The following is a 20,751-nucleotide window of genomic DNA, read 5'->3' as shown; positions in this document are numbered from 1 at the left end:
GAAAGCGTTTCCAAAAGTGCGAGGCAACACCCGCGGGAAGCAGTCCACATGACGATTCACATTTTCGTGTTGAAAAGGAGCTGGAACGATGAGGGGTTGGACGAAGAAAAAAATCATGGCCATGAGCATGCTGCTGGCGATGTTCGCGAGCCTGCTGGATGTCGGAATCGCCTTCAAAAGCGCGCAGGCGGCAGAGACGGGCCTGGCATGGCCGGCGTCGGTGATGGGCGGCTATAACTTGCCGTTCGCGCCTGCGCAGGGTTTGGTCACGACGCAGAATCCGCCGGACTTCAGATGGCCCGCGGTACCGAACGCGACCGGCTACGACCTGCAGGTCGGCCGTGACGCGTCGGTGTCGAGCGTTACGTACGAGAATAACGCGCTGACGGAAAACGTCTATAACTTCCCGCATACGTTCGATAGCGGTACCTGGTACTGGCGGGTTCGCTTCCAGAAAGCGGAGGGCTGGTCGGTATGGAGCGACGTGCGGAAATTCCGCATTGAGGCGCAGAACGTACCCTTCGTAGTGCCGCCGATCGGCGAGCTGATGGGCAAGGTGCCGGCGGGCCATCCGCGCATCTGGACGACGCCGGACACGCTACAGCAATTCAGGGACCTCGCGTTGTCGGGCAGCGGAAAGGCATTCATAGACGAGAAGCTCAAAGGTCTGGCCTTGCTCACAGCCGGTCAGGCGCCTCCGGTGGAGCCGCCGCTTAGTACCGATTCCACGCTCACGGAAAGAGAAATTCTGGACCTATATGCGGGGAAGGCCAAAGATCTGATCAATAAAATGGTCGACACCGCTTTCCTATACCTCGTTACGGAAGATCCAAAATATTTGACCGACACGAAGATTCGGCTGTTCGGCGGCAACAATGTAGCCGGCATCGCAGGCTGGGACCCGACGGGTCCGTCCGGCAAACAAGACCAGATCCAGCGCTCAGTCGCACTGGCTTCGGCGATGGCCTACGATTGGCTTTACGACGTGCTGTCGGCGCAGGAGCGAACGACGCTTCGGGAACTGATCGCCCTGCATACCGGATCGATGGTAGCGTCGCTCGTCGACAATTCGGACACCAATATTAAAAATAATCCGTACAACTCGCACGGCTGGTCGGCGTTCGGTTATCTCGGTATCGTCGCAACCGCCATGCTGGGCGAGTACCCGGACGGCCGGGCGGAGACGTGGTACGCCAAGATCGTGCCCGCTTATATCAATATCATGCCGCCTTGGGGCGGGGAGGACGGCGGCTGGTCCCAGGGAACGGGCTACTGGCAGTGGTCCAATCTGATCGGCCAGGAGTTCGAGGATGTTCTTCTCGCTTCGACCGGACTGAACTTGTATGATAAGGCCTATTCCCGCAACGAGGGGATGTATCCGCTGTACGTTTTCCCGCATGGCATACCGAAGGGCATCCTAGGGGACGACAGCCAGTATTTGCCGGCCAAGCCGAGCGTCACCATCTACAATCGGCTGTCGCAGATGAGCAAGGACGCACGCCTTAAATGGGCGGCGGAGGCGATCGGCACAGGACCGGATATTACGCTTAACAACAACTACTTTTACGGGGACGATAGCCTGGCTTCCCGCCCGCCGGTCGATCTGCCTAGAGCCAGATGGTTCGAGGACGTCGGCGTGGTCGCCATGCATTCCGAGCTGTACGATCCGGACCGCGTCTCGATGTATTTCAGGTCGAGCCCGTTCGGCAGCTACAACCACAGCTATGCCGATCAGAACGGCTTCGTCATCAACGCCTTCGGGGAGTCGCTGGCGATCGAAGCCGGTCATTACGACGGCTACGATACGCCGCACCGGGTGCAGTATACGAGGCAGACGTTGGCGGCCAACGCGATTACGTACGACGGCGGCGTCGGTCAGAAGGCCAACGATATCGATGCTGACGGCAAGGTGAAAAGCTTCGTGACGACGCCTGCCTTCGACGCGATCAGCGCCGACGCGAAAACCGCTTACGGCAGCGCGCTCAGCCAGTCGGACCGCGATGTCATCTACTTGCGTCCCGGCATGTTCGTCATGATCGACAGGTTGAAGTCCGCGAATCCGCAGGGCAATAAGTTCGAATGGCGGCTGCATGCCCAGGATCAGCTCGATTTCGACGGCGACAACGCCGGCGCGACGATCCTCAAGGGAGACGCTGCGCTAAAGGTTCGTTTTTACACGCCGGATAGCCTAAGCGCCACCAAGACCAATCAATACATCGGCGTCGGAGGAAACGAAGTGAAGCCGGGCGGCAGCTTCGCCGCAAACGAGCAGGTGCATGCCGTTTTCAGTACGCCCAAGACGACGTCGACGACCTTCGTGTCGACCCTGGAAGCGTACAAGCGGGATTCTGCCGCGCAGAACGTCGTTTCGGAAAAACACGGCGATTATATGAAGCTGACCTTCGCGGACGGCACGGTCGTGTATGTCCGCCTGACGGCGGCGGCCGGCGAGATCGATGCAGGCAGCATTCGCTTCGACGGTTCGGCTGTCGCGCTGAAGGGCGATTCGGTGCTGCTCGTCGACGGAAAAAAGGTCGTCCAAGACGGCGTTACGCTGATCGAAAGCGACCAGCCCGCGACGATCGCCTACGACGGAGAGCGCCTGTCCGTATCGGGCCAAGCGGATCCGACGCAGGTGTCCGTCGAAGCGCCGGGCGTACAGCGCGTCCGCGACTTCGATACCGGGACCGACTTCCCGAGCGGGGGATCCGTCGCGGAAGGTCTCGCAAATCTCGGCGTACATTGGGAGGTGTCCGGCAGCAAGCTTACGCTGCGCGTCGAAAAGGGACAGCACGCCTTTAAACTCAACAATGCGCCGATGCCTGGGGCGCAGCCCAATATCACGTTGCCCGTCGAGATCGACGGCGCGCAGAGCAGCGTGACGATGCAGGTGTACGGCAATACGGACGGCGTGCCTGTCGCGTGGGGCAAGCTGAGCAACCAAGCGGGCCTGTATGAGGTCCAGGAGGCGCCGGCGGGCTTCGTGTTCGAGAAGCACGGACGGCCGAGCACGGTCTATCTGGAAGCGGGAGCCTCGATTCTGGTACGGGGAGCGACAGGAACGCTGAAGCTGGCGCGCATCGGTACCAGCCATCCGACGCCCGCCGAAGTGTGGACGAATCCCGACGTTAAACGGTCTACGTTAAATCTCCAATGGAAGGAAGCAGAGGCGTACGTCGCCGTCGATGGGCCTAATAAGTATTCGACGCGTCCGTTCCTGTCCGGCGGCGTCGGGCTCGGGGAATGGACGAAGACGGGACAATCGGTCAAGTGGACGATGAACGTCCCCAAAGCCGGCAACTACGACCTTGTCCTCAAGTATGTCGCCGGCTTCGACCCCGTCGGCACGATGACGGGACGCCTCGCGATGATCGGAGATATTCCGTACTACGTCGAAGCGCCTGTGACCCTCGACGCAAACGGCGTGCCGGACTGGGGCCGTGCGCCGGAAGTATGGAAAGGTCTTCGCATTCACACCAACCAGCAGTTGCCCGCCGGACCTGTGGACATCACGATGTGGAACGCGCAGGGCGCCATGAACCTGGACTGGATCGCTTTAATCGAGAACAAGGACGACGAGGTTCGCCCGAGCGTGCCGGGCGGCGTGCAGCTCGTCTCCCGCACGAATACATCCGCGACGGTCTCCTGGACGGCGTCGACGGACAACGTAGCGGTGAAGGAATACGCGATCTTCGCGAACGGCGTGCAGAAGACGGTCGTGCCAAACGGCCAGACGACCGCTACGGTCACGGGGCTTGTGCCCGGCACGGCGTATGCCATCGTCGTGCTGGCGATCGATACGAGCGACAATCCTTCGCTGGACAGCGTGCCGCTCGAGCTGCCGGCTAGCGATACGTTGCCGCCCGAATGGGGGAGCGCTGCTCTCAAAGCAAGCCGCCTTTTCACGAACGCAGCCAGACTGGCGTGGGATGCCGCGACGGACGATTCGGGGACCGTGGCGACGTACGAGATCTCTCGCAAAACGGCGTCGCAGTCTTCGTTCGAGCAGGTGGCGACGGTCGCGGGCAGCGTGTATGCGTACGATGCGACCCAGCTGCAGTCCGGCGGCGCGTATACGTTCAAGATCGAAGCGGTCGACGGAGACGGCAATCGGTCGGAAAACGGCCCTAGCTTGACGGTGACGCTGCCTTCCGCCGCCGGCGGGGATTACTACGATTCGTTCGACGAATATCCGGCAGCCACGCTGCCCTCGATGCCAGGATGGACCGTCGCGAAAGCCAGCGGCGACAATGCGTCCGCCGTCACGGTCGAGGACACGCCGGGCGCCGCAGGACGATCGCTGCAGGTCAAGGACGACTTTTCTCCGAGCAACGACAGCTATACCGAGAGCCCGATCGCGACGAGAACGACGACGCCGATCGCGGGGAAGGTCAAATTCGAGACCCGCTTCATGTTCAACAGCCTGTTCAAGGACAACGCGACGGGCTACGAGCACGGCAACTACGAGCTGTATTTGCGCGGGGGCGGCGCGAATATCGTCCGGTTCACCGGCTTTACGGGAGGCACCTTCGGCTATTATGTAGACCCCGGGACCGGGAGCAGTACCTTTACGAACGTCAAGATTCCTGGCAACGCCCTCGACTTCAAGCTGCCCAAGGATCAGTGGATCACGCTGCGCATCGATCTCGACACGGATACCGACACCTACGATTTGACGCTGCAAGCGGACGCGCTCAAGTCCTACGGCGGCATCAGCGTGCCTCCCGGCGCGCTGGACAAGGAGAAGGGCACGTACACCGTACGCGGCATTCCTTTCCTGAATAACGCGAAGGTGAACACCATCGATACATTCCGGTTCAGCGGCAACCGCTATAAGAGCCAGTTCCTGTTCGACTACGCGACCATGTACAAGGACACGACCGGCCTTCCGACGTGGAATTCGGGAGCCGCGGCGACGCAGACGCACCTGTTCCCGACCGCCGCCAGACTGGCGTGGGATCCGGCGTCGATGAGCGACGGCAGCGCCATCGCCTCGTATGCGGTCTATCGCAAGCAGGGCACGCAGGCCTATTCGAAAATCGCGACGGTAGCCGGCGGCGCGCGCGCGTACGATGCGACCGCGCTCCAGCCGGGCCAGGCGTATACGTTCCAGATCCGCGCGATCGGCGCGTCGGGCCAGGAGACCGAGAGCGGGCCGAGCGTGACGGTCACGACGCCAGCCGCAGGCAGCAACGGCGATTACTACGATTCGTTCGACGAGCGTCCCGCCGGCGCGTTCGTCGAGACTGGCGGCTGGACGATCGCCAAAGCAGCCGCCGACACCGTCTCCTCCGTCACCGTCGAGGCGACGCCCGGCGGCGCAGGGCAGTCGCTGCTGTTAAAAGACGCTTACTCGCCTAGCGCTTCGGATTATACGCAAAGCCCTGCCATTATCCGAGCGACGGCGCCCTTGAGCGGGAAGGTAGCGTTCGAGACGCGGTTCATGAACACGGAGCTGGGTACCTTTGAACTCAAGATTCGCGGCCAGAACAGCGACATCGTGAAGATCGGCGGCTTCTCGGAGGGGAACTTCGGCTACTACAACCTGAAGAATGCCGCCACGAATGAGTACGGGGACTACAAGATTCCCGCGAACAACCTGAATCCGCTCTTCAAGATGCCGCAAAATCAGTGGATCAAGCTTCGCGTCGACATCGACACGGCGAGCAAAACGTACGACCTGTCCATGGAGGCGGACGCGTTCAAGACCTACACGGGACCCGTCGACGCGCCGGGGACGATCGTGAACGGCGTTTACAAGGTAACCGGCATCAAATTCATGAACGGCGCAAACGTGAATTCCGTCGACACGTTCCGCTTCGCGGGCAGCCGGTTCACGACACAGTTCCTGTTCGACTACGTCGCCATGTACAAAGATACGACGCCGACCGCGGCGGATACGACCGCGCCAACGACGACAGCGACGCTGTCGCCCGCTCAGCCGGACGGCACGGGCGGCGCGTATGCCGGACCAGTCACGCTCTCGCTTAGCGCGACGGATGCCGGCGGCGCGGGCATCGACAAGACCGAGTACAGCCTGAACAACGGCACCGCCTGGCTGCCCTACACTGGGCCGGTCACGTTCGACCGACAGGGGACGTACAACGTGAAGTACCGGTCCGCCGACAAGGCCGGCAACGTCGAGAACGCGCATTCGGTCAGCTTTTCGCTCGCGGCGACGACCTTCCGCGCGAAGTTGAATGACAGCGCGGGCAATCCGCTCGCGGGCGCGACGGTCAGCTATTACGACGGGGACTGGAAGACGTTCGGCACGACCGATGCGACGGGGACGGCGAGCAAGACGCTGCCGGACGGCAACTACACGTTCGCCATGACGTACGAGGGCGGAACGACGCAGAAGTCGCAGAACACGGGCAGCAGCAACGTCATCGATTTCCAGACCGTCAAGGTCAAGGTTCGGCTGAAGGACAGCCAGGGCAATGCGCTCGGCGGAGGGGTCGTCTCCTTCTACTCCGACAGCTGGCGCACGTTCGGTCCAGCGACCGGCGGCGAAGTCTCGAAGGAGCTGCTGCCCGGCAACTATACGTTTGCCATGACGTACGAGGGCACCGCCCAGCAGAAAAGCCAAAATACGGGCGACAACGCGACAGTCGACTTTCAGACCGTCAAAGTGCGGGTGCAGCTGAAAAACAGTCAAGGTACGCCGCTCGAAGGCGGCGAGGTAGCCTACTACGCGACCGGCTGGCGCACGCTCGGCACGACCGCGGCCTCCGGCGAGACGTCCAAGGAGCTGCTTCCGGGCAACTATGCGTACGCCGTGACTTACGCGGGAGGCATTCTTCAGAAGAGCCAGGATACGATCGTCGACCCGATCGTCGTGTTCCAGACGACGAATGTCGCGCTTCAACTGAAAGATGTCCAAGGCAACATGCTCGAAGGCGGCGAAGCCGCGTACTACGCGGGAGGCTGGCGTACGTTCGGCAAGTTCTCGGGCGGCATCGCGCGCAAGGAGCTTCTGCCCGTCACGTACACGTTCAGCGTCACTTTAAACGGCACGATCAAGCAGGTTTCGGCGGACATCGCCTCGAATCCGACGGTACCGTTCGTCATCTGATTTCGCGCCAGGCGTTCTACTATAAGGGCGATCCCCGGATCCAAGCGGATTCGGGGATCGCTTTTCTGACGCGGACGGGATGTTCCGATTTACACGCGCGAATAGGCTTGTTAAGATTGAGGTGCCCGATCGGCGAAGCACATTATTTTTCACGCTTGGGGGACGCATGAGACAACTTCAGCCGTTGCTTTTTTTCAGACGCAGATCCTATTCGCTGTTCATGCGGCTCATCGCCGGTTTCCTTTGCATCATCGTGCTGCTCGTCTCGCTCACGGTCTATGCGATCTCCGTATCCAAGCGCAGCGTCAAGCAAGAGATCGTCAATTACAATACGCTCATGCTGGACAACGCGATGAACGGCTACGAGAAGCACCTGGATCTCGTCAAAAAACAGATGTACCTGTTCCTCAGCGAAGAAGTCCAGCGGCTTCAGTCGCCTCCCCGCTACGACGAGTTCCCGCAGATCGTTAACGATATCTCAACCTGGGTCGCCAATCCTTACTTGTTTATCGACAACATCGCTTTTATCGTCGACCAAGGCAAGACGGTGCTGGAAAAAAACACGAGCACGAGCGCCCGGGCGATGTTCGGCAAGTTTTACGCGAGCGAAGCGTATCCGCCGGATTTTTGGACCGCGCAGTTTTCCGAACCCTATACCTACCGGGTGTTCCCTGCGGCCCCTTTTTATAATTCCATCTTCCGAGGCAGCTCCGAGCCGATCGCAGACTTGATTCCGGTCGTGTTCAAATACGACGGCAGCGCGGAATCGTACATGGTCGTATTCCTTAACGCCGGGAAAATGTACGACGCATTCCAGCAAAGCAAATACGACGACTTCGTCGTCTACGACAAAGACGGGCGCGTCCTCTACCGCAGGGAAGGAGAGAAGCCGTTCCTGAGCTATGCCGAATTGACGAAGCCGGGCAAGGACCGATTCGTTCGCGGCGACGACTATTATTTTATTCGAAAAGGAACTGCGACCGGGTACAGCTACGCGTACCGGGTACCGGCCCGGCAGATCGCCTATCAGTCGCGGCTGAGCGCGACGCTGATCGCCATCCTTGCCGCCGCCGTGCTGCTTAGCATGCTGATCGCGGTCATGTTCGCCGTCCGCATCAACAATCCGCTGAAGCGCGTGATCGAATCGCTGCGCTCGATGAACGAAGCGATGCCGAACCGGCCCGGGATCCGGGAGTTCAACCTGATCGACGACGAGCTCCGGGGGAGCCGGGAGCTGCGCCGGCAGGTCGGCTTCGTCAACCGGCTGAAGGCGATTCGGAGCCGCGAGGCCGACGGCGCGAGCCTTTCCTTCTCGGACAAGCCGTTCGTTTTTATCCTGTACCAGGTCCAGCTCCGGCGCCGCGATTCAGGCGATGCCGAGCCGATCGACAAATGGCTCTATTATATGAAAACTTATATCGACGCCCATCTGCAGCCCGAGTTCCCCGATGCGCAGACGTTCCAGATCGAGCGCAATCAGATTCTGAGTCTCGTGCCGACCGACCGGATGGCCGACCTGAACAGTTTGCTAACGCGCATGAAGGACGTGTTCGACCATGACCGAGCGTATGGCGTCGTGACGATCGCCGTGACGCCGGTCCATCGGTCCTCGGACGAGCTGACGTCCGCCTACGAGGAGGCGCAGCAGCTCGTCAAGGATCGGCGGCTGACGGACGAGACGCAGATTATCGCCGAGCCCGCGCCGGCGCAGCCGCCCTTCGAGCTGCCGCCGGATGAGGACAAGGAGTTCCTCGTTCACTTGAAGGAAGGAAACGCGCAGCGAGCCGCGGCGATCGTGCAGCGAATGTTCGACCGGCGGGAGACCGGGACGTTGCCGGCGTCCGCGCTGCTGCGGTTTGCGGAGTCGACGGTCGGCAAGATTCGCGTCGCCGCCGTTCAAACCCCAGCCGATCAGGACCGGCTGACGTCCATCCTTGCGCAGACGGAAGCGCAGCTCGCGCGGTGCGAGACCGCGGCCGAGCTGGAGCGGCTGCTGGCGGACTTGGTGACGGAAGCGGCCGAAGCCTTCAAGGCGAAGAAAGAAGAGAAGCATCCGGTCACGGACTTCGTCATCGACTACGTGAACGCGCATTTGTCGGAGGCCATCTATCTGGACGCGCTCGCGGAGAAGCTGAAGATGAACAGCAGCTATCTATCCACCTATTTTAAGGGGAAAACGGGCGTCAATATCGTCGACTACATCAACGAGACGCGCGTCGCCCGGGCGAAGGAACTGCTGTCCGACAACCGCGCCAAAATCAACGACGTGGCGAAGGCGGTCGGCTACCAGAACATCACCTCCTTCAATCGGATGTTCAAGAAGTTCACGGGCATGACGCCGAGCGAGTACCGGAAGCGGCAAGATATCTCGTGAGAAAAGCAGCGGGGAAAGGGGAATCCGGCTTGATCGAGCGTAGAAAACGAATATCGGGGGCTGCTGCGCGGAAGGCGCTCGCCGTTCTCGGTACGCTTGCCGTCTTGGCCGCGCTGACCGGCTGCTTGGGCGACGACGGCAACGATTCGGCAGCTTCGACCGCGTCCTCCAAGACGGGCACGCAGTCCGCATCCGCATCGACCGCAGCGCCGCTCACGATGCTGACGGAAGAATCGCAAGCCTGGCCGGCGCAGTCCGACTGGCCGGTATGGCGGTGGGTACGCGAGGCGACGAACATCGCGGTCGAGCAGGAGACGCAGACGGGGCCTGAATCGATGGCGCTGGCGATCGCGTCGGGCGACATGCCGGATCTGTTCACGCTGTATCCGGCCGACGCCCAGAAGTACGGCTCGCGGGGCGCTTTTCTGAACCTCTCCGGTTACTTGGACCGAATGCCCCACGTCCAGGCGTTCCTCGCTTCAAGGCCCGATGTCGCCGCGCGCATGACTTCGCCGGGCGGCGAGATGTACCAGCTGCTCAGCGACGGCGCGGGCGCTGGCAACCAGATCGTGTGGTTTTACAGGGACGACATTTTCGACAAGCACGGACTGAAGGAGCCTGCCACATGGGACGAACTCTATGAGACCGCCAAGAAGCTGAAACGGCTCTACCCCGACAGCTACCCGTTCGTCTTCAGGCACGGGCTCGGCACGCTGGCCACGTTCGGTCCTGCGTTCGGCGTTTACCCGTCGTTCTATCGGGACCCCGAGACGGGCGAGGTCAAATACGGCCCGACCGATCCGAATTTTAAGCGCATGATCGAATACTTAAGGAAGTTTTACGAAGAAGGGCTCATGCCGCCGGATTGGCTCTCGATGGATTACAAGGCCTGGACGCAGTTCATGACGACGAATCAATCGTTTATCACCGTCCAGTACATCGGCCAGATCGAGATTATGAACGCGCAGCTGGAAGCGGGCGAGCACCTGACGTTCATGGCGCCGCCAAGCGGAGTGGACGGGTTCGCCTATCTTCCGAGAAAAGACTACGAACCGCTCGGCTTCGCGATCTCCGCCAAGACGGACCGTCTGGATACGGCGCTTCGTTATTTGGACTTTTTGTACGCCGACGAGGGCATGGACTTGATGAGTTGGGGCAAGGAAGGCGAGACCTATGAGGTCGTGGAGGGCAAACGCAGGCTGCTGCCGTTGTTCAAGGAGCCCAACGACCTGCGCAAGGAAGCCGGCATCATGACGGCGGGCACGTACGGCCGCTTCGACTATCGCTCGCTCATGTCGCTTAGCAGCGCGGGCGAGCAGTATGCCTATCGCGAAGCGGCCAAGTACGCATCCCCCATCTCCGGCGAACCGCCGTTGCTGACCGCGGACGAGATCGCCTGGGCGGGACCGGCGCTGGAGCAGTTGGACAAGTACTACGGGGCCAACGTATCCCAGTTTATCCTCGGCTACAAGCCGATGTCCGAGTGGGACGCCTTCATCGAGGGGCTGAATAAACTGGGCGTGAACAAGTTGAAGGAATTGTATCTGCAGGCGTTCGATCGGACAAAGGAAGGCGGGCGACCGTGAACGCCGGAGTCGCGGATGACCGTTCGCGCCGCCGTCATTCAAGCATTCTGCGGCGGGCGATGTCCTGCGCTTCTCGAGCCATGTCCGCGATGAGACGCATTTGATCGGCCGCCTGTTCGGCATACGCCGCTTCCAGCTTCGCGTCCTGAAGCGAACCGAAGTTGATCTCCGCGGTCAGCAGGGCAGATCGCGCCGCAGCCTCCAGCAGAATCGCAGCGATCGCCAGGTCGGACAAAACGTTTTTGTTAGTGCCTTCTGCGATCCGCAGCGTATGGGTCAACCCTTCCCGGCATTGCTCAATGAGCCGGAGGGGCACCGCGGTCGCTTGGACGGCGGCTTCGCGCAGCGCCGCCCGGCGCTGCGCTTTTTCCTCTTCCGTCGCTTTCGGCAGCCGCAGCGCGCCCATATACCGGTCGAACGACGCGATGTCCGCGTGCATCAACCTCTCGCATTCGGCGCTCAAGCGGTTCATCCGTTCGAGCGTCTCTTCGATCTGCGGCCGGATCGCCGCGAACTTGTCGCCCTGCGACAGCCGGCCGACCATCGAAGTCATGGCTGCTCCGAGCGCCGCGACCACCGCGGCCACGCTGCCGCCGCCGGGCGTCGGATCTGCGCTAGCCGCTTGTCCGACGAAGCTTCGGATCGATTGTTCCCACGAGATGTCGCTCATTCGCCGGTCGCCTCCTTTCGCTGCCAATCGATCGCATCCATCAAGTTCCTGAACACGATCGCGGTCGTCAGCGTACCGACGCCGCCGGGCACCGGCGAGTAGGCGGCGGCGCGATCGCCCGCGCCTGCGGAGACATCGCCGGCGATGCTGCCGTCCGCGAGCTCGTTGATGCCGGCGTCCACCAGGACGAGACCGGAATGGACCATGCCTGGCGTCACCGTATCCGCACGGCCGACGGCGACGAAAGCAATCGCCGCGCGCAAGAGGTGCACCGCGATATCCGGCGTGCGGGAGTGGCAGACGGTGACGGTCGCTTGCTCCCGCTGCAGCAGATGGAAGAGCGGCAGCCCGACGGTCTGGCCGCGTCCGATCAGCGCGACGTCGGCGCCTTCGAGCGCATAGCCGTAATGCTTGACGAGCGCGATGCAAGCTTGCGGCGTAGCGGGGTAGAGGCCGGCTTCGCCCGTGACGACGGCGAGCTTGTTGGCGGGCGCGACGCCGTCGACGTCTTTGGCCGGCGCGATCGCCCGCTCGATCCGGCGCGCGGACAAATGGGCGGGCAGCGGCAGCTCCAGCAGGATGCCGTGAACGGCGGGATCCGCATTGCACTCGGCGATCAGCTGCAGGAGGGACGCTTCGGTCGCGTTGGCCGGGAGCTCGTGAAGGCGGTAGGCGATGCCGAGCCGGTCAGCGATTTTTCGTTTGGCCTGCGCGTAATAAGCGGAAGCCGGATCTCCTTCGACCAGAATAACGGCCAGCTGCGGCTGCGTTCCGGATTCCTTGAGCGCCTGCGCGCGCGAGCGGACGTCGTCGTAGATGCGTTCCGCCGCTTCCTTGGCTTTCATAATCGTCGTCATACCGTGGTCCTCCTTTAATGGGAATGCCGATTTTTAAACGAAAAAGGACCCGCGGCAGGCTCGTATGCGCATACGAGTCCTGCTCGCGGATCCTTTTCTCCCAGGCGAACGGAAGGGTCCCGCCGCATGCTCCCTCGTGGTCGATTCCACTGATCTCGCCAGTCGCATGCGGTTTTATTGTCTTTTATAGTAACAGACATGGCTGCCGTTTAAAACCTCCGCTTTTCTGGTATGTATCTAGTTTGTAAATGAATTGACCTTATCTATTATTGAATATATAATGACACTGAAACAAACCAAAAAGCGGTAGCCGGTGACGATGGCGTACCGCATTGGAGGGATGTTATCGGAGTCGAAAGGTGCGTCCCGAGATGGCCGACGCAAAGGGAGGGGGGCTTCACCAGGCAGTTATAGGCTGGTCTTTCGGCCGGCGCAGCGCGGCGAGATCCGACTCTTGGACTCTCTGCAGAATCGTGTCCGCATCCTCCAGCTTCGCCCAATAGTACAACAGTTCATGATTGAGCGCGAGCAGGCTGCGAAAGGGAATGCCCAAGTCGCTATGGAATCGGAACGTCGGGATGATATCCCGGTACATCGGATAGTGGAGCGGACGATGTTCCTTGCCGGGACTTTGATCCGCCGCCGAACGGAGACTCGGTATGCTGAGCGTATGCTTCCGAATGGCAAGCTGCGATTCGGGAGACAAAAGGAACTCCATCAGCGTCCGGGCAGCCTGCTTCGCGGAGCCGTTCTTATTGATGGCGAGCCCGATGACCAGCAGCAGCGTCCTGGCTTCCTTCGTATAAGGGAGCGGCGAGATGTCGAAGTCGAGTCCGGATTCCCGAAAAGCGTTCATATGAAAATAACTCGTTACGATCATCGATACCTTCTCGCGAAGGAACAAGGGGCCCGATACGTCCTCGTCAGGCAATAGCAAGGAGATCGACGAGTCGTCCACGATGCTTGAGGCTTCCTCCAGACAATGCCGGAGGACCGGGTCGCGGTAAACCGTACGCCCGTCCTTGCCCGGCCGGAACGTATAATCGTTCTGCAGCAAAAAAAGAGGCCAGCGATTGGTCGAGACCAGATTGAACAAAAATCCCAAGCGGTCGCTTCCGCGCGACAACGCTTCGCCGGCCCGGCGCACGTCGGTCCAACTCCAGCCGCTATCCGGCTCAGGCAAGCCCGCTTCCCGAAAATGCCGTTTGTTGTAGCACAAGACGATAGGCGAAAAGACGAAAGGCTGCACGTATGTCGAGTCGCCGGACGTGAACGGTTTCGTCAAGAAAGGGTAAATCCCGTCGTTGCGCGCCAAAGGCTCCAGCGATTCGGGATGGGGACCCTTATCCAGAAACATCTCGTAGCTCATCGTATTTACGGTAACCAAATCGATCGATTCCCGCTCCATGGATTCACGTACGGTAGGCGAGCCCCAATTGATTGGCATCGGGATCATCTGTACGCTGATCTGCGGGTATCGCTTGTGGAACGCGTCGATCAGGGACATCAGGTTCGCTTCCTCTATAAGCGTAGGATAATAGCCGAACTTCACGATGATCCGATCACGGGCTCGCGCGTTCAGGACGCGGGCGCCGATGCGAGGGAGTTTCTCGATGTAGCCTTCGTTCACCAGCGTGTCCAGCACCTTGCGGACGGATTGTTTGCTCAGCCGGAACTTCACGCCAAGCGCGATTTCGGACGGCAGCAGATCGTCGGGCATATATTTGCCCGTCATGATTTCGTTCTTCAGCACGGAGATCATTTCGTCCATGCGGGTTTTGAAAGTCGTGCGTTTCTGTCGTTCGGTCATATTGCAGCACCTTTCGGGACGTTTCGTATCGGGAGCGCGGGTCGGCGATCGATATGACCCAATAGCAATCTTATTATAATCGAAAGTTGCCACCGTGACAAAGGAGAGAAGTGACGTAACAAGGGCTTTTATTGGTTTATATCTGGATTGTATCGTGCTTGTAGTCAACGATAAATAGGTAAGACCTCGTTTTTTTCAAGAAATGAAAGCGGTGTCAAATGGTCTGCGGGTTTCATAAGAAAGACATTGGTCGGGAGGCGTCATCATGGTCCAAGGGAAATTCAAAAAGCGGTTTACCTTTGCGGTAGTTTTCATGCTTTTGTTCGGTTCGTTACCCATCTTGCCCAATTCCCTCGTTCCTGCCGCTCACGCGAGCGACGCGGAATGGCCGGCATCGGTCAGGACCGGCACGAACGTGCAATTCAAACCGGAGGAAGCGCTCGTCACGACGCAAAATCCGCCGGATTTCGGATGGCCGTACGTGCCCGGCGCCGACCAATACGCATTAGAGGTAAGCCGCAAGGCGGATATGTCCGAGGTCGTCCATCAGCAACAAACGCTGACCTCGAATCTGTACAACTTCCCCGAAGCGTTCGAGACGGGAACCTGGTATTGGCGCGTCAGGTACCATAAACCGAGTACCGGGTGGTCGGCATGGAGCACGGTCCGGAAGTTCCGAATCACCGAGGGTGCCGTTCCGTTCGAAGTTCCCGCGATCGACGCGCTGATCGATAACGTAACGCCCCAGCATCCCAGAATCCTGACGCGGCCCGAGGAGTTAGCGGGATTCCGAGCGCTTGCGCAGACGAGCGGAAAGGCCGTTTTCGACGCCACGTTGGTCGCGTACAATCAATCCAAAAACGCGCCGCTGCTGACCGAGCCGACGTTTCCCTACCCCGACGACTACAACAAGAACGCGCCTGAATACGTCGACGCGATTAGAGAGCTGAAACGTTATGTCGATCCGGCGATCTCAAGGATCATGGACGCCGCGTTCGTTTACCTGATCACCGGGGACCCGGCGATCGGAGACGACGCGAAGCGGCAATTGCTGAACCTTGCTTCCTGGGATCCGGACGGGGCGACTAAATATTCGATCAACGATCAAGTGGATCGCGCCATCTCGTATCGCTCGGCGTACGTGTACGACTGGATCTACGACCGCTTGTCCCCGGAAGAGAGGGAGCAAGTGCAAGAGATGATCAGCTACCGGACCGAGCGGATGATGCACGACCTTGTGGTCGATCAGCCGATGCAGCAATACCCGTACGATTCGCACGGCTGGACGAACTTCGGCTTCGTGGGCGTCATCGCGACGGCGCTGCTTCATGACGTGCCCGAAGCGTCGGACTGGTACCGGCAGGTCGTCCCTGCCTATATCAACCTGCTTCCGCCTTGGGGAGGAGAGGACGGATCGTGGTCGCAAGGCACGGGCTACTGGCAATGGTCGTCCTCGGCGAACAAGGAATTCATGGACATCCTGTTGACTTCGAGCGGCTTCAATTTGTACGACAAGGCTTTTTCGCGCAATGAGGGTCTGTACCCGCTTTACGCGTTTCCGCACAACTCCCGGAAAGGCGTTTTCGGAGACGACAACCAATACGTGCCCGGAGGAACAAGCGTATCCATCTTGAACCGGTTAGCCCAAATGTACGGCGATCCCCGGTTGAAATGGGGAGCTCAGGCGATCGGCGCGATACCGGCCATGGGGATATCCGATTATTTCTACGGAGACGCCGAGCTTCCCGTCCGTCCGCCCGTCGATCTGCCGAGGGCGAAGTGGTTTCCGACGACGGGACTCGTCGCCATGCATTCCGAGCTGTACGATCCCGACCGCGTTTCGTTTTATTTCCGCTCGAGTCCTTACGGCAGCTACAACCACAACCACGCGGATCAGAACGGGTTCATCATTCAAGCCTACGGAGAGTCGCTGGCCGTGGAGACCGGATTTTACGATTTTTATAACAGCGAGCACCATAGAGACTTTACCAGGCAGACTTTGGCGACCAATGCCATCACGATCGATGGCGGCAAAGGCCAGCCGATCAACAACATCGACGCGGACGGCCGAATCCTCGGGTTCGTCACCAGCCCCGACTTCGACGCGACCAGCGGGGATGCGTCGGCAGCCTACGGCGGCGCGTTGAGCAAGGCGCTAAGGCACGTCATTTACTTGCGGCCCGATATGTTCGTCGTGATCGACGACCTCGCGACGACGATCCCGGGCGGTACGAACTTCGAATGGCGCATGCACGCCGAGGATCAGATGGAACTGGACGAAGATGGAGCCGGCGCGACGATCTACAAAGGAGATGCCGCGCTGAAGCTCCGCTTCTACGCCCCGGGACAGCTCGAATCGACGATCAGCACGAAGTTTATCGGCATCAACGGCACCGAGGTGAAGCCGAAGGATATCACCGACGAGCAAGTTCATGCGGCGTTCGTGACGCCCAAGACCGGGGCTGTCAAACTGGTTTCGACAATGGCGCCCTATAAACGCGGGGGCGAGCCGAACGGAGCGGTATCGACCGACCATGGGGATTACATGAAGCTGGCATTCGAAGACGGATCCGCCGTGTATGTCCGGATGACGTCAAGCGGACTCGTCGATACGGGCGGCGACGGTTTCAAATTCGACGGGGCAGCGCTCGCGGTCAAAGGCGACTCGGTGCTGCTCGTTGACGGGAAGCGGGTCGAGAAAAACGGCGTCGCGCTCATCGAGAGCAGCCAGCAAGCGACGATCGTATCCGGCGACGGCAGGCTCTCCGTCTCCCCGCAGGCCGACGCCCAAATCGCGGTTCGCGCGCCGGGCGTTACCACAGTGCGGGACGAAGCGAGCGGCGATGCGATCCCTTCCGGCGGTTCCGTGCAGTCGGCGATCGATACGCGCGGCGTTCACTGGGCGCTTGCGGACGACGTTCTGACACTGAACGTCGAGAAGGGCGAGAAGGCCTTCAAGCTCGACGATTCGCCGATACCGGCCGCTCTCCCGCCTGTAACGATGCAGGTGGAAATCGACGGCGCGAGCGCGGCGACGACGCTTCAATCCTACAGCGACATCGAAGGGGTGCCGGTATCCTGGGGCAACTTGACGAACGCGGCGGGATTCTACGAAGTTCTCGAGGCGCCCGCCGGCTTTACGTTCGAGAAGTTCGGGCGTTCGCGGAGCGTGCTGCTGGATGCGAATGCGGCCATTCTGGTGCGCGGAGAACCTGGCGTCCTGAAGCTGAAGTCCGTCGGAGCGGGCGATCCCGCGGCCACGGAAACATGGGTCGACCCGGAAGCGACGCGAGCGGTCACGAACATGCTGTTCCAGGAAGCCGAGTCGTTCGCGGGATACGGCGGCAAGGCGCCGACCCGGTACACGACACGTCCGTTCCTGTCCGGGGGAACGGGCGTGTCCGAGTGGAACCAGATCGGCCAATCGATCCAATGGCGCTTCAACGTTCCCAAGGCCGGCAAGTACGATCTGGTCGTCAAATACTTGGCGGGCTGGGATCTGCCGAGTGAACCGGTAGAGGATTCTACTTCGATCCGCTTCGTCAAGCTCGGCGACAAGATGAATTACTTCAAAGCGCCGAAAACGATCAACGACTTCTCCGATCCTAAACAGTGGAGAGGACTTCGCGTGAAATTGGATCAGTCATTGCCGGCAGGCCCGGTCGACCTGACGATGTGGCACCAACGCGGCGGGATGAATCTGGATTGGATCGCGCTCGTCGAAGTCAAGGACGACGAGATCATCCCGTCGGCGCCAGGCAATCTGCGTCTGGATGCCCAGACGTCCGACTCGGTAAAGCTGAGCTGGGATGCTGCGTCGGATAATGTAGAAGTGAAGGAGTACCACGTATTCGCGAACGGGGTCCGGAAAGCCGTCGTTCCGGCAGGCGCCCTTTCCGCGAAGATCGAGGGACTCTCCATGGGGAATGCTTACACATTCACCGTAAGGGCGGTCGATACGAGCGACAATCTGTCGAAGGCATCGAACGAGCTTGCGGTCACGATAACGGATACCGTCGCGCCGGCATGGGGAGACGCACCCTCCATTAGCCCTGTCCTGACGTTCCCGAACGCGGTTCGGCTCGCCTGGACGCCGGCGACCGACATCGGGCCGGTCACCGCCTACGAACTGCGCGTGAGCAAGGACGGCTCGCCTGTCCTCCCCGAAGTGTCCGTAGCAGGCGTAACCTATGACGTGACGGGTTTACAGCCGGGCGGAACCTACAGCTTCAAGGTGGAGGCCGTGGACGAGCACGGCAACCGATCCGTCGACGGACCCGAGGTGACCGTGACGCTGCCGCCTGCGTCCGCCGCGTTCTACGATTCGTTCGACGATTGGCAGCCGGGAGAAGCGAGCGACGGCAAAGGCTGGACATTCACGAAGAACAACGGTACGTCCGTTGTCGTCGCGCCGCTTGCTGATATCGGCGGTCAAGGCTTGCAGGCGGTAGACAACTATCACGATCCTGCGAATCCTTCGGCGGTCACCCCTTGGCTGCTTCGCAAGTTTACGCCGCTAACGGGCAAAACGACGGTAGAGACGAAGCTGTCGTTCGACAAATTGAACCACACCGTCGGCAACTATGAAGCGGTTTTGTTCGGCAACGGCGCGATTTTCGGCAAGTTCGTCGGCTTCTCCGACGGCGGCATCGGCTACCAGACCTCGGCGGGCGGCGCGAATACGTTTGTCCGGATTACGCCGTACGGCACCTACCAGCAGCCTGCCGGCCAATGGATGACCGTCCGCTTCGACGTCGATTTGGCGGCCAAGACTTATGACCTGACCGTGCAGGCCGACGGACTGAAGACATATGCGGGCATTCCGGACAGCAGGGGAACGCTGGACCGGACCACGGGCATTTACCGCGTGGAAGACGTCCCTTTTATGGCAGGAACGGCCAACGTCGCGCAGATCGATCACTTCCAGCTGAGAGCGGGATCTTTTACGGGCAAGTACACGTTGGACTACGTGACGGCTTATCGGACCGAACCGGCGCCGAGCGTTCGAATCTCGGCCAAACGTAATTTGAGCGCGGGCGAATTGTTCCCGGTTACCGTCGGGATGACCAGCGTAACAAATGCCGTCTACTATCAGGCCGTGCTGAAATACGACGCTAACCTGTTCGAGTACGTGTCCGCCGAGAGCCCGGTCGAAGGACTGGAGATCGGCGATGTCTCGAACGATACGGCGAACGGGCTCGTAACCATCGCATCGGAGAGCGCGTCGCCGATTACCGATTCGAGCGAGCTTTACCGCGTGTCCTTCCGGGCCAAATCGCCGGGAACGGGCAAGATTGGCGTCGGTCACGCCGGGTACGGGACTTCCGCCTCGAATCTGAACGCGTTGACGGCGCTTCCGACGATCACGCTCGCCGTGGCGCCGGCGGGTAAGAGCGAACTTCTTGCCGCGATCGCGGACGCCGAATCGAAGGACGAACAGCTTTACGCGCCGGATTCGTGGGCTGCGCTGCAAAGCGCGCTGGCGCTGGCGATTGCGGTCAGCGACAATCCAGGTGCGAGCCAATCGGAAGTCGACGGGGCCGCAGCCGCTTTGACGTCGGCCATGAACGCGCTTGTGCAGATCGCCGGTAAAGCCGCGCTTGCAGCCAGCATCTCTGCCGCTCAGTCTCTGTTCGAGGAAGATTATACCGCGGCCTCCTGGACGGATTTGCACACGGCATTGACGCAAGCGATCGCGGCGAACGACGATGCGAACGCGACGCAAGCGCAAGTGGACGCGGCCGCAGCTAGCTTGCAAACCGCCCAGGACGCGCTCGAGCCGAAGGCCGCCGCGATTCCGGGAAAAGGCGTGCTGTCCAGCGACAGCGGTCATGCCAGCGGGCTGCACGACGGCAATTACAAGATCGCGATGAACCTGTGGTGGGGCCAGAACGGCACGAGCTACACGCTGTACGAGAACGGCGCGGCCATCGACGCGAAGCGGCTGACGGACGGATCCCCGGGGGCACAGAGCGCGGTGACGAACGTGTCCGGCAAGCCGAACGGCACGTACGTGTACACGTGCCAGCTTCGCAACGGGCGCGGCGCCACCGCTTGCGATCCCGTGACGGTCGTCGTGAAGGACGCGAATCCCGGCATACCGGTGCTGTCCCATGACAATTGGGATAAGAACGGCGAATACAAGGTGACGATGAACCTGTGGTGGGGCGTCAACGCGACGACCTACAAGCTGTACGAGAACGATGCGCTGATCGATACGCGGCAGCTGACCGCGAATACGCCTTCGGCCCAATCGGCCGTCACGCCGATCTCGGGCAAGACTGCAGGCACTTATCGCTACAAAGCCGAACTGATCAACGCAGCAGGGACGACCGAAAGCCAGGAAATGACGGTCACGGTGCAATGAAGCTTTTCACGG

7 protein-coding genes and 1 riboswitch are annotated in these 20,751 nt (G+C 60.6%); of the genes, 4 read left to right on the top strand and 3 right to left on the bottom strand.

Annotated elements, in window-relative coordinates:
* Window positions 1–88 precede the first annotated feature (88 nt).
* From BM235_RS00640 to BM235_RS00630, 3 genes are all read left to right on the top strand, one after another.
* Window positions 89–7,075, top strand: a complete 6,987-nt coding sequence (locus tag BM235_RS00640) for a DUF4962 domain-containing protein (protein WP_090108608.1) — start codon at window positions 89–91, stop codon at window positions 7,073–7,075.
* 166 nt (window positions 7,076–7,241) lie between these two features.
* The gene (locus tag BM235_RS00635; RefSeq protein WP_158543637.1) at window positions 7,242–9,449 is read left to right on the top strand and encodes a helix-turn-helix domain-containing protein; all 2,208 of its coding nucleotides are present in this window, start codon (window positions 7,242–7,244) and stop codon (window positions 9,447–9,449) included.
* A 29-nt stretch (window positions 9,450–9,478) separates the two neighbouring features.
* Window positions 9,479–11,035, top strand: a complete 1,557-nt coding sequence (locus tag BM235_RS00630; RefSeq protein WP_143106606.1) for an extracellular solute-binding protein — start codon at window positions 9,479–9,481, stop codon at window positions 11,033–11,035.
* A gap of 34 nt (window positions 11,036–11,069) precedes the next feature.
* Here BM235_RS00630 and BM235_RS00625 read toward each other — a convergent pair whose 3' ends face one another.
* From BM235_RS00625 to BM235_RS00615, 3 genes are all read right to left on the bottom strand, one after another.
* A complete protein-coding gene (locus BM235_RS00625) occupies window positions 11,070–11,705 on the bottom strand; it encodes a cyclodeaminase/cyclohydrolase family protein (RefSeq protein WP_090108605.1) in 636 nt (211 codons plus the stop codon).
* Entirely contained in the window at window positions 11,702–12,562 is an 861-nt protein-coding gene (locus tag BM235_RS00620; protein ID WP_090108604.1) for a bifunctional 5,10-methylenetetrahydrofolate dehydrogenase/5,10-methenyltetrahydrofolate cyclohydrolase, read from the bottom strand. Before BM235_RS00620 ends, BM235_RS00625 begins: the two co-directional genes overlap by 4 nt.
* 91 nt (window positions 12,563–12,653) lie before the next feature.
* A riboswitch (ZMP/ZTP riboswitch) is annotated at window positions 12,654–12,738 on the bottom strand.
* A gap of 221 nt (window positions 12,739–12,959) precedes the next feature.
* Complete coding sequence (locus tag BM235_RS00615; protein ID WP_090108603.1) at window positions 12,960–14,372, bottom strand: extracellular solute-binding protein; 1,413 nt, start codon at window positions 14,370–14,372, stop codon at window positions 12,960–12,962.
* A gap of 265 nt (window positions 14,373–14,637) precedes the next feature.
* On the opposite strand from BM235_RS00615, the gene BM235_RS00610 reads away from it, so the two are divergent.
* Window positions 14,638–20,739: a DUF4962 domain-containing protein gene (locus BM235_RS00610; protein ID WP_090108602.1), complete on the top strand. Its 6,102-nt coding sequence runs from the start codon at window positions 14,638–14,640 to the stop codon at window positions 20,737–20,739.
* Window positions 20,740–20,751 lie beyond the last annotated feature (12 nt).

This window comes from Cohnella sp. OV330, from assembly GCF_900112065.1.
Lineage (GTDB): Bacteria > Bacillota > Bacilli > Paenibacillales > Paenibacillaceae > Cohnella.
This window is presented reverse-complemented; position numbering and strand designations above follow the sequence as displayed.